Below are 12,461 nucleotides of genomic sequence, written 5' to 3'. Positions count from 1 at the left end.
AACTCAACCAATTAAAACAAAATAAGAAATCTGTTATGAAGATAAATACTGGAAATTATTCTCTTAATTACCCCTAATACAAAACTAATAGAAAAAAACCAAAAAACGACAACAAGCCATACTACAAAAACATTTTTAACCCACTTAGGCATAAAAATTAGAAAGTGTAAGGCTACCAAAATATCAAGGTTTACTTATTCCAATGCCTTTTTACAGTGGCAATTCCTAAACTTAATGACTTCGCAGCTTCAGATTGGGATAACCCTTCAGCTTTTTTAGCTTGCACTATTTTTGTGGTGTTATTCGCCGTTGGCCTACCAAGCTTTTTACCTTCTGTCTTCGCTCGTTCCAGCCCTTCTTTTGTTCGCTCTCGAATACGGTTTCGCTCAAACTCAGCAAAGGCAGAGAACATCTGTAGCATCAATTTACCCTCTGCACTTGATAGGTCGGCTACAGGTAAGTCTAAGCAAACCACCTTGATGCATTTCTCTGCAAGTAGGTTAATAGTGTTTTGTACATCTATGTTGTCTCGGCCTAAACGGTCTAGCTTTAAGACCACCAGCATATCGCCACTTTCCATCTGGTGATTGATTAACATCTTAAACTTTTCACGCTTCATTGCTTCAACAGAACCAGAGACCGTTTCACTAATAGTACGAGCATCATTTACGTCATACCCTTTCTGACGGATAGCAAGAATCTGATTTTCGGTCGTTTGCTCAGTTGTAGAAACGCGACAATAGGAAAAGATACGCATGGGGCACTCACTTTATGGAAGGTATCAAACATAGGGGTATCATATATAGGGGTATCATATAATAACGGTACCATTAAAGCCACACCCTAATTTTATGATACCGATATTAAGTTAAGATAGCTGGTATCAATATACGAAGGCTTTTTGAGCCCTCGCCCATAATTTTCACATAAAAAAACACCTGCTTGTTGGCAGGTGTTTCTAATCTAAATTGGCAATAATGCTAATTAGTTTTGTTTTCTAACAAACTTAGATTTAAGCATCATTTGACCGTGGCCATCAACTTTACAATCGATGTCGTGGTCTGCATCTACAAAGCGTTTGATAACCGCTTTAGTGCCAACTTTAAGAACGAGCGAAGAACCTTTAACTTTAAGATCTTTAATCAAGGTCACTTTATCTTCTTCAGCCAGTAAGTTACCAACAGCATCTTTTAAAATGATTGCATCTGGATCGATGATTTCTTCATTCGGGTTCCATTCATGAGCACATTCAGGGCAAACTAATTGTGAACCGTCTTCGTATACATATACAGATTCACATTTTGGACATGGTGGGATAGTGCTCATGGTAATTTCTCTCAATTGATATAAGTTTCAGGCTGATTAGCCTAAGTCATTCCACTAATAAGCAGAAATAGATGTTTTACATTATACGTAATTTATTGGATCTCAGCCAGTAACAGCACATTACTCGAGTCACAGTTATAACACTGAGATACTAGATTACAACAAGACTGCACCTTTGAGTTTTGTACCTACAAGATAGTAATTCCCCTTACACCTCTGAACAGTACAATTTTTCGCTCACTTGCTGTTGACCCTAGGTCATATTCAGCTCATATTGATACATAATTGTTAATATTTACATCAACTTCTACAACATTTATCGGTTTGTTATTTGGGAGCAGAATATCTTGTTATTATTAGTAAGGCCTAGCTTTTGAGTTTAATTGCTCACTATCTCCATAAATGGAAAATTAGGCTGGGTATCTTTTTTGTGCTTGTCTGTATATGGCCTATTCAAACTTGGGTCATTTCGTTAATGTCCCATGATGCACTCACGCCCTATGAAATTAATCTCACTCTCCCCTTATCCGACGAGCTAAATCAGCAATACGGTTTATCCGCTTCAAGTCACATAGAAAACGTGTTTGTCAGTGGCAGTTTCTCCGATTGGCACCCTGACGATGCCTATTATCAAATGCGAGCTAATGGCCACAATCAATGGCAATTCACATTACCCCTTCATCATGGCGACATAGAATACAAACTGGTTTTACAGGTTAAAGGTGAACAAGATCCTATTTGGATTTTAGACCCTTATAACCCGAATACATCAGTTAACCCATGGGGAAACAAGAACTCGTTAATAGAAGTCGCCGATTGGCCAAAAATTGCGTTAATAACTCAATTGCTGACTTTTGCACTGATTGGCTCTTTTCTATTATTTTGCTTACTTGAGCCCTTACTCTATTGGTTGCTGCATTTAAAAATGCCATTGCATCGCAAGCTAATGCTAACCAATGTGTTGATCCTTGTGTGTGCTCAAGTGATTTTTTTCAGTTACCAATTACATCAAAATAGACAGTTAATTAAGCTGAGTGTCAGTGACACCTTACACAATATGCACTTGCTTTTAGCCAGTAACCAGGTTGATTTCACTGATTTAACCAGCCAAAAAACGCAGATAGATAAAACCATTAGTCATTTCTTTAACCAAGCGACAACTCGCATTGATAAAAAGCAAACCAGTCTATTTCAAATTACCTTGTCAGACTTTGCGGTTCTCGATAACGATGGCCAACTGATTTCTTTACATCATAGACAACAAAATGAATCGATTCAGCTTGATAGAGCCACAAAACTGGGGTTTAACTCTACCTCAAATTATTTTGTCAAAGGCATGTGGTCCAAGTTAATTCCACTAGCAAAACAAGATGCACTCAATGGCCAGTTAATTACCGCTAAAAGACCGCCAGCCATTCGACATGTCGAAACCAATAAAACGCGCCAAGGAGAGTGGGTACTGGGCTTTAGCCAGGTCATGCAGCCTATTATTGAGCGTGGCCAACTGATGGGGTTTTACGGTGGTTCTATTCAAGTGAAGCTTTATGGTGCAGAACTATTAAATACACTTATCTTTCAATTAATGTTGCTGTCTGGCGTATTGGCGTTAGCGAGCTGGTTATTAATGAGTGTAGGTAAAATCGTTACTGCGGATATTTTAACTTTGACCAATTGGACCCAAAAAGTGGTCAAAGGTGACTTAACCCAAAAACTAAAACTGAATAGCCAAGATGAAATCCAGCAACTCGGCGATAACTTTGAAATCATGCGCCAGTCTTTAGCTGAAAGCTTTCATCAAATTGAACAGCAAAACAGTAACTTATTTAAAGAGGCTTATTTTAATAATCTCACTGGGTTACCTAATCGCAAAAAACTCTATGCTGATTTAAGCAAGCATCAAGCAAGTTCTTTGTTGGTATTCAACATTAATAACTTTGGTGAAATAAATGATTTTTATGGCATAACCACTGGCGATACTATCATTCAAAAGGTCGCGAATGGCCTGGAGCTGTCTTGCGCCCCTCACAGCCTTTATAAAACAGGGGCTGATGAGTTTGTAGTACTCATGGCTTGTGACTGCAGTGATCAGCAACTGCAACAATTAGCAGAACACATCATTGACCATATCAGTCATCAAGCGATGACAATTGATGGTAATGAACTCTATGTCACCTTAAGCGCAGGTGGAGCACATTGCGTTAACGACCAATATTCTCAATTACATCAACAAGCAGATTTAGCGCGGCGTATTGGTCGTCGTCAGTTCCAGCGATATCGATTATTTACGCCAGATATGTCAAACCCAAAAGCCTTTGAAGCGAACATGCATCAAAACCGAATGTTGGTATCAGCTGTTCAGCATGATTGGGTGACGCCGTATGTGCAGTTAATAAACCCCTTGTCAGCCGATGCACAGCCTAAATTTGAGTGTTTGATGCGAATCTGTCTTGACGATGGCACAGTGCTGACACCTGCGATGTTTATGCAAACGGCAGTACGTTCAAGACTTTATCCTCGGATGATGAAAGCCATGTTAGAAAAGTCATTCTCTCTCTTTAGTCAGTTACCTTATGAGTTTTCGGTGAATATTTCACTGGAGGATATTGCTGATAATGAGCGAGTTGCAGAGCTACTTGAGCTGCTTAAGGCAAATCCGGAGACCTCAACCAGACTGACCTTTGAATTGCTCGAAAGTGAAGAAATCACCAACTATGATTTAGTCCATGACTTTATTGTGAAGGTAAAACCTTTCGGCTGTAAAATTGCCATTGATGACTTTGGTGCAGGCTACTCTAACTTTGTCCATTTAATGAGTCTTGATATCGATGTCATCAAAATTGACGGTTCATTAATCCGCAATCTTGATACCGACACCAAAGCACAACACTTAGTTGAAACAGTGACCCATTTTGCCAAAAAAATGAACATTAAGACGGTAGCCGAATTTGTAGACTCAGAACAAGTACTCTCACAAGTAAAACACTATCAAATTGATTATGCCCAAGGCTTTTTACTTGGAAAACCGGAAGCCTCGATTGAAGCCGCCTTATCTATCCAAAGAGACAATAGTGCTTAACCCTTATTAATAAACATTAAGTACTAATTAACTGCAGTACTAATTAACTGAAGCACTAATTAAGTGAAGCGCTAATTAAGTGAAGCGCTAATTAAGTGAAGCTGTTATGTCCACTTTTAAGCGACATAAAAATGCTGCGAAGTGACGCAGCATTGGGGTTAAGCTAAGGGGATTAATTGCGCTAGCTGAAGCAAGCTAAAGCTAATTCAAGCTAATTCAAGCTAATTCAAGCTTTTAGTTACACTAACTCAGCAAGCATGGCATCATCATAAGCGGTGAGTTCAAGTCCATCGCGCACTCTAGTGACATAATCAGGGTTGGCGATAAAAGCTCTACCGATTGCTAATAAATCAAATTGATTATTCGCAATCGCCTTACTACCTGTTTCGGCGGTATAACTGCCCACGCCCACTAATGTTTGATGATATTGCTGGCGTAAATAACGAGACGCCGTTCCACCTAAATAGTCAAACTCCATCGCATCATCAAATATACCAAGATGTATAAATGCCAAGTGACGGGTTTCTAACTGCTTTAACAGTGTATCGAATACCGCTCTATCACCTTGATTAGGTTCCATATTGAAATATGCACCAGGTGATAAGCGAATTGCCGTTCTATCACTGCCGATAGCTGCAATAATTGCATCAACGACTTCGACTGCAAAGCGCGCCATATTTTCAGGTATTTCACCGTATTCATCGGTGCGGTTATTACATGAGTAATGCAAAAATTGATCGATTAAGTAACCATTGGCACCGTGGATTTCTACCCCATCAAAACCCGCTTCGATCGCATTACTTGCTGCTGTTGCGTAGTCACTGACTAGTTGCGCAATATCTGCTTGAGTAGCGGCTTTAGGCTGTTGATAGGTTAATTCGCGATTTCTAGGTATCGTACCTTCGATACCAATATTCGATGCTGAAATCACTTCACCATTTTGCTCACCAAAAAAGAACGGATGAGCGACACGCCCTGTATGCCATAACTGCGCGAAAATCTTGCCGCCTTTGTCATGTACAGCCTTAGTGACGACTTTCCAACCTTCAATTTGCGCTTGTGTATATAGGCCTGGGGTATTCACATAACCTTGACCGTCGGGGCGGATAATGGTCGCTTCGCTAATGATTAATCCTGCATCGGCTCGGCGGGCATAATATGCTGCCATGGTTGCGGTAGGCACTAAGTTATCATCAGCCATACAACGAGTCAGTGGCGCCATAATTATTTTATTATTCAGGGTTAACGTGTCATTGAGCTTATACGGGGTGAACAAGGTGGCGGTCATAAAATACTTCCTTGATAAAAACGGTTTAACAAACTGAATACGCAAATCAATTTTACTATTCGGCCTGTTAACATTCGAACATGAAAAAGCGACTCACTAGTAGTCGCTTAAAAATACGCTTTGTATGTACGTTGTAAATAGAAATTTAGTTCTGAATTAGACTAAATTTTTCTGAGCGTAGACACGTTCACCTAATGAGTTGAGGATTTTACATTCACCATCAAGTACAGCAATAATCGACTTTCCTGCTCTAAAATCATTAGGCAGCATTACCCTTCCCGTTTCGCTTACATCTAAGCCTGTCAACACGGTATTTTTCATTAATAACCCCACAGGAGCCTCATAAAATAATACTGTCACCGTCGCTTTATTTTCGTTATCAGTGGTGGCCGGTTCTTGAATCACTTTTGTCATATTTTTACTCTCTTACCGATGCTAACTACATGCTTACGATATGGTTTTTATATCACTTGTTTCAGTCTAGACGATTATTGTTGCTAATACCTCATTCAAGCAATCAATATCTTACACAAATTTAACACCATCTATGGTAAATTAATCCTAATAATCCTATATCGGCTGATCTGCATCAACTGCAACGCCCATATAGACTAAACAGCTGCGATTATTTTTGTTAGAATCAGCGGCAATTTTTCGAAATTCAAAACGAGATCAAGATGGGAAGAGCATACCAAAACCGCAAAGAATCTATGGCAAAAACTGCCGGCCAAAAAACGCGTATCTATTCGCGCTACGGTAAAGAAATATACGTTTGTGCTAAAAATGGTGGTTTTGATCCTGATGGTAACCTTGCGTTACGCAGCCTAATTACCCGTGCAAAGAAGGATCAAGTCCCTACTCACGTTATTGAACGCGCAATTGAAAAAGCCAGAGGCGGTGGCGGTGAAGATTATGATACTGCTCGCTATGAAGGTTTCGGCCCTGGTGGTTGTTCAGTTATCGTTGACTGTTTAACCGATAACGTAAAGCGTACATTCACTGAAGTTCGTCAAGCATTCGTTAAAAACGATGCAAAATTAGGCGGGCCAGGCACTGTTGCTCATAGTTTTGATCATCAAGCGGTATTTGTATTTGCTGGTGACGATGATGAAGCGATTCTTGAATTATTAATGATGGCTGATGTTGATGTAACTGACGTTGAGTTAGAAGATGGCATGATCAGCGTATTCGCGCCTATTACTGAATTCAGCAAAGCACGCATTGCTTTGACCGAAGAAATTGCTGACATCAACTTTGAAGTTGAACATATTACTTTTGTACCTCAAGCCATGACTGAACTGACTGGTGAAGATGTTGAAACCTTCGACAAATTCATTAACGCGTTAGAAGATTGTGATGATGTACAAAACGTTTACCATAATGCAGAAATTAACGATTAATCTGTGAGTTTCTTGCAATAAAAAACGCAGTCATTTGACTGCGTTTTTTGTATCTAACTCATATTAGCTTGATTTACTTAAGATCCATTTCTTGGACTCTTTCATAAGCAATTTCAGGCGCCGTAACTTCTGGTTTGGCGTGTAAATCAGCTTTTAGCTGACCTTTTCGATGCTTTAATGCTGCATCAAGTTTTTTGCCTGCACTTGAAAGCGCAGGGTACATAACAGGGTCTGAGGCTTTTGCAGCTATACGACTTCCTTCATAATTTGTCGTGATTTCAACTTCAAATTCGCCGTGTTCTTTTGAGATGATGATATCGAGTGATATTAACGTTGGGAAATGGCTGGCAATTTTAGTGAACTTTGCGCTAACGTCTTCTTTTACAGTATCTGTAACATCAACATGGTGACCTGAAAGATTTATTTTCATAGATAACTTATCCTTTAATAATATAGCTTGGCTATATACTTCACTTTCTAGCAGATATTTGTGCTTACATAAGTAGATTTGGGGGCGTATGTCCTAGATCACAAGGGTAATCGCATTAATCATTGTTAACTTAATAAACAACCTGCTTCCATTTTCATACTTATGTCATTTATTTAGTTTACAGCTTTAGTATAGACATAAAACCACAACAAAATCTGCAACTTTTGTCGTCTTTACGCTGAATTTGTATTTATTGTCATTTTTCAAACAATTAAGCGTACTTTTTGATTGTTTTTCATTCTATTAGCCGTGATAAAGTTTGTGATAGTTTGTTCATGTGCGATTTATCCGCCAATACAGATGCAATAATGCTCAGGGTTAAAGCTGTAAGCGTTGATAGTATTAACCACAAATACTGAATAAAACGACTATTACTCTCTTAATAAAAAGCCCAGCTAAAGCTGGGCAATAAAAGTGAAGCCTATAATAACTAGGCTAATATATACTCTTCATTACTGGTTTAATTCACCGAAGTAACGCTCAACACTGGCGAGCTTGAACTTGGCCCTGTAACCGTAAAGCGATAAGTCCCCGCTGTTGCCACGTCAAACTGCATGTTTGCGCCTTTTGAAGCCAACGTTTTCATATCGCCTTCAACAACAGCTTCTTCACCTGCTATCGCGCCCAAATCAACAGTTGACCAATCTCCGGTAGCAATCTTAAACTCTGCATTACCCGCTTCTAAAGCGATATCAACAGTGTAAACAGATGAACCTTGATAGCTCAGGGCATCAACTTCGCCCCAACCATTCATTCCGCCACGAATATACACAGTATTAGTGCCAAACATTTCTGTTTTATTGACAGTTAACATTGGCTCTAAACGATTACTCATATCAAAAGTAAAAGTGTACATTTCTTCAGTTTCAAAGTTGAGACTCATATTCGTCCCAGCAACCGCTAACGCTTTGGCAGCATCTAAGGTCACTGCACCATTATCATCTAAACTGCCGTAATCAACTGTAGACCAATCACTTGAGGCAACTTTAAATTCATGGTTTGCAGCTGATACCAATATTTCTGCTTGGTAAATACTGCCGCCCATGTAAACCAATTCATTGGTTTCGCCCCAACCATTCATGCCGCCACGAACATAAACACTCGTGCCGACGAAAGGCTCTTCGTTGTATACGGTGAGTACTGGGTTATCTTTATCTGCTGCATTAAGTGAGAACACATAAGTGGCATCTGTTGCTGCTGTAAAGCTTAAGTTAGCTCCGCTTGGGGCAAGTTGCTCTGCAACATCTTCTTCAACGCCAGCTTCAGCATCAGATACGCCGCCAAAATCAACGGTGCTCCAATCTGCTGAGGCAATTTTAAAGTCATAGCCACCAGCGGCTAAAGTAATGGCAACGCGATATTCACCACTACCAATATAAGTAAAGCTATCCACTTCACCCCAGCCGTTCATGCCACCACGAACAAACACTTCTGTGCTGCCATATGGCACAACATCTGGCGCACCCGCTGTAGCATTAGCACTTAAACCTGTACCTTGTGTATCACCCTGATTTTTAACAAATACAGCGGTGGTATAAGCAGGGACAGTAAACGTACCTTCTTCAGCACCCTCGCTAAAGTTGGCACTTTGCACTGTGGTGTCAATCGACATAGATAAACTAGGATGCAAACTAAACCCAGATGCTGTCGGCACTGTATGAGACTGCTCATTTTCACTGCCGTTGATCATCACGACCATGGCATCAACTGAAGTATCTATATCAGTTAAATCAGCACCATCATCAATACTCATTACAATCACGCCCTGAGTCTGATTTTTGCCAATATTATGGAAACCAACACGGTCAATAATGTCTTGCTCAGTCGTTAAACGCAGTAATGGGCTCGTTTTACGTATTGATAAAAACTCATTAAAGACGTTAGAAGCAAACTCAATTTCAGACATAGAAGGGGCTGAATTAGGATTACCCGCAAGCGCAATAATTTGCTCCATTTTCTCAGCATTATCTTGCTCTAACGGTAAGCCTACATTCCAGTTATTACTGCCTTTAGTAAAGTCGACCCAGTTAAACCAATCGCCGGAATCATAAGTATTTCGGTCTAATGATTTTGAGCGCAACATGTCACCACCCATTTGTAAAAATGGAATACCTTGGCTCATTAATGGAATCGTAGCGGCAATATTTTGCACTCGTACGCGGCTATCTAACGATAAACCAATATCATTTGAATACTGTAAAATATCCCATAGAGTTTCGTTATCATGCTTTGATACATAGTTAATGCTGTCTGCAGGATCTAAGGTGTAACCTGTTGGCTGTGAGTTCCAGCTAAAGCTACTCCCGGTGGCAGTATTGCCGTTAAAGTCTTTTAGTACGTAGTTTTGTAAGTTACCTGCCATTGATAAGCGCAGAGTGTCTTGGTCACGCAGATAATCGTCTTTTTGCTCTAGTGCAAATAAAGCACCCCCTCGAACGGCCTCACGAATGCGGTCATTGTAGGTACCGACTTCACTGCCTGCCATATTGGCTTGAGTGGCCTGTTCGAACAATCGATTATCGGCGACTTCACCAAAGTTCCAACCTTCACCATAGAAGTAGTTATCAGCATCCACCGCTTGAACGGCATCACGGGCGGCTAAAATACTGCTTTTAGGCATATGTCCCATGACATCAAATCGGAAACCATCAAAGCCATATTGTTCAGCTAAAATCACCATGGAATCAGAGACAAACTTATCCATCATTCGATGTTCAGTGGCGGTATTATCGCAACAGGTTGATGATTCAATATTACCGCTAATTTCGTTATAACGGTGGTAATAACCTGGCACGACTTTATCGAGCACTGAGTTATCCCAAAGCCCAGATGAACTGGTATGGTTATACACCACATCTAACACGACTCTTAGCCCTAACTCATGTAAAGCTAAGTTCATTTCACGCAGTTCTTTTACACGAGCAATGCCATCGGCATCGCTAGCATAACTGCCTTCAGGTGCAATAAAGTGCTGAGGGTCATAACCCCAGTTAAAGCTGTCATAACCGCGCATAGCTTCAACTAATGCTTGAGCATCTTTTGAGCCTGGTAATGCTCCTTCTAGGATTGATTGAATTGTGGCTGATTTATCTTGGGTAACACAGGCATCTGCATTATCTTCAATCTTGTCACACAAGGTGCCTAAAGTGTCTGTTATATCAACTCGCTCTGCCGGATCTTCATTAACAGTAGCGATATCATTAACAGGTAATAAATGGAAATGAGTCACGCCGCTTTCAGCTAATTTACGCAGATGCTCAACAGGTGCACTACCCTCTTCAGTAAAGGCTAAATATTTGCCACGATTAGCTTTTGAAGTACTATCATCACGCGCACTAAAGTCACGTACATGCCCTTCGTAAATCACAATATCTTCAGGGTTTGCTACCGTCATGACTTCGTGGTCATCCCAACCTTCTGGTTTTAAGTCATCATCACTTAAGTTAACAAATTGACTATAGCGGCCATTGGTTGACACATTCAGAGAATAAGGGTCCGTTGATTCAAGTGTTTCAATAGCTTTAGTTACAGGATGGAAAACGGTGAGTTCGTAACGGTAATACATTCTGTCTAAGCTCATATCACCACTGAATGACCAAATACCTGTTTCAGCATCTAAGCTCATAGCTTCGCTGCTGGTCATATTCTTGGCTGTATCATAGATATTTAAGTTAACTGAGTGAGCCGTAGGTGCCCACACTTTAGCCATAATATTGCTACCATCGTACATGATGCCTAAGTCAGCTTCATCAGCATCATTTTCACCTGTGGTGTATAAAGCATCTAATACTTTAGCCACTTGCACATGGGTTGCAGCAACAGCTTTGTTGTCGCCATCATAAGCCACCATGACTAACTGGTTTTTAGCGACCATTTTAGCTTCATCAGCACTAAAGTTTGCTTCATAAGCTGGCCAATCCGCTAAATGCGGTACTAGGGCTTTTTGGGCATCAGTAAGTTCACTGCTCATCACTTCAACTTGAGTGCCACTAATATTGCCATCATTATCACCAGCAATACCGGCTGAATCTGAATGATGAATAACAAATTTTGCTATGCCGTCAGGATCTTCATTCCACACAAAGGTGTTTTGATCGAGCCAATGAGCACTCGCGCCAGCGATTGAAAAACCCAAATCTAAAATAGGATAGTCATTCACACCACTGTCACCATGAATGGTGAAATTGGTGCGATTGAAGCTTGCCTCAGGGGCAGCGTCATCCTCAAAAGATTTAAGGTTCATGACTAAGTCGCCGTCACCTAAAGCTTTACCTGAACCTTCAGTACCGATATGAACAATAAAGTTGGCACATTCGCTGTAGCCTTCCTTAAGGTTAATAATCCAATAAGCACCGTAATTAGGGTCTATACCATCATATGAATGACCATTGGCCCAATCGGTTGAGTCAAACGGCGCGGCATAGCTATCACAAGTGTCGTTATTCCACGTGTGTAACTTGTAACCAGGATAGTTAGGGTTTGATTCGCTATTATTGTTATCTTTAATCCGGTGGTAATACAGCACCGCTTGGTTTTCACCCGCGTAAACCACAGGTTCGGGAAGATCTGGATTCAATCCATTTTCACAGCTTTCATTTTTAGCATCTGGAAACTTAGGTGCAGGGCAACTTAATGGCGGTGGTGGAACACATTCTGTGCCTGCAGCATTAGGTATATTTGGCACATTACATGTTAGCAGTACTTCACCTGGCTCAGATGAATCCCCACCACCACATCCAGCAAGCGCAGCTAAACTGGCTGCCGCTGCTGATAACTTTATGACTTTAGAAATACTCTTCATGAGTGACTTCTCCCCATAGAATTTTGATTAATTTGCGTCATCAGTTTGTTATTTTTAATTTGATGACCCATCACTCGAAT

General features: G+C 40.5%; 8 protein-coding genes. 2 read left to right on the top strand and 6 right to left on the bottom strand.

Translation table 11 applies throughout. The features are described from left to right. Positions 1 to 190: 190 nt before the first annotated feature. Together L2737_RS05080 and L2737_RS05075 are read right to left on the bottom strand one after the other, a co-directional pair. Entirely contained in the window at positions 191 to 757 is a 567-nt protein-coding gene (locus L2737_RS05080) for a recombinase family protein (RefSeq protein ID WP_248954978.1), read from the bottom strand. A gap of 227 nt (positions 758 to 984) precedes the next feature. Continuing rightward, positions 985 to 1,326: a zinc ribbon domain-containing protein YjdM gene (locus L2737_RS05075; RefSeq protein ID WP_248954977.1), complete on the bottom strand. Its 342-nt coding sequence runs from the start codon at positions 1,324 to 1,326 to the stop codon at positions 985 to 987. A 430-nt stretch (positions 1,327 to 1,756) separates the two neighbouring features. On the opposite strand from L2737_RS05075, the gene L2737_RS22435 reads away from it, so the two are divergent. Next, positions 1,757 to 4,402 (top strand): EAL domain-containing protein, encoded by a 2,646-nt coding sequence (locus L2737_RS22435; RefSeq protein WP_248954976.1) that lies wholly within the window; start codon positions 1,757 to 1,759, stop codon positions 4,400 to 4,402. Positions 4,403 to 4,640: 238 nt separating this feature from the next. Here the strand turns inward: L2737_RS22435 and L2737_RS05065 are convergent, their stop codons facing one another. Both L2737_RS05065 and L2737_RS05060 read right to left on the bottom strand, forming a co-directional pair. Next, positions 4,641 to 5,690 carry an alkene reductase gene (locus L2737_RS05065; protein ID WP_248954975.1) on the bottom strand — a complete coding sequence of 350 codons (1,050 nt, stop codon included), beginning with the start codon at positions 5,688 to 5,690 and terminating at the stop codon, positions 4,641 to 4,643. A gap of 156 nt (positions 5,691 to 5,846) precedes the next feature. Beyond that, on the bottom strand, positions 5,847 to 6,104 hold the full coding sequence (locus L2737_RS05060; RefSeq protein ID WP_102526490.1) for a TIGR02922 family protein: 258 nt from the start codon (positions 6,102 to 6,104) through the stop codon (positions 5,847 to 5,849). Positions 6,105 to 6,367: 263 nt separating this feature from the next. On the opposite strand from L2737_RS05060, the gene L2737_RS05055 reads away from it, so the two are divergent. Further along, complete coding sequence (locus tag L2737_RS05055; protein WP_102526491.1) at positions 6,368 to 7,090, top strand: YebC/PmpR family DNA-binding transcriptional regulator; 723 nt, start codon at positions 6,368 to 6,370, stop codon at positions 7,088 to 7,090. A 73-nt stretch (positions 7,091 to 7,163) separates the two neighbouring features. Here the strand turns inward: L2737_RS05055 and hpf are convergent, their stop codons facing one another. Further along, positions 7,164 to 7,520 (bottom strand): ribosome hibernation-promoting factor, HPF/YfiA family, encoded by a 357-nt coding sequence (gene hpf, locus L2737_RS05050; RefSeq protein WP_102526492.1) that lies wholly within the window; start codon positions 7,518 to 7,520, stop codon positions 7,164 to 7,166. A gap of 520 nt (positions 7,521 to 8,040) precedes the next feature. After that, positions 8,041 to 12,381: an alpha-1,6-glucosidase domain-containing protein gene (locus L2737_RS05045; RefSeq protein WP_248954974.1), complete on the bottom strand. Its 4,341-nt coding sequence runs from the start codon at positions 12,379 to 12,381 to the stop codon at positions 8,041 to 8,043. Between the last annotated feature and the right edge of the window lie 80 nt (positions 12,382 to 12,461).

It is taken from the genome of Shewanella electrodiphila (assembly GCF_023283985.1).
Lineage (GTDB): Bacteria > Pseudomonadota > Gammaproteobacteria > Enterobacterales > Shewanellaceae > Shewanella > Shewanella electrodiphila.
This window is presented reverse-complemented; position numbering and strand designations above follow the sequence as displayed.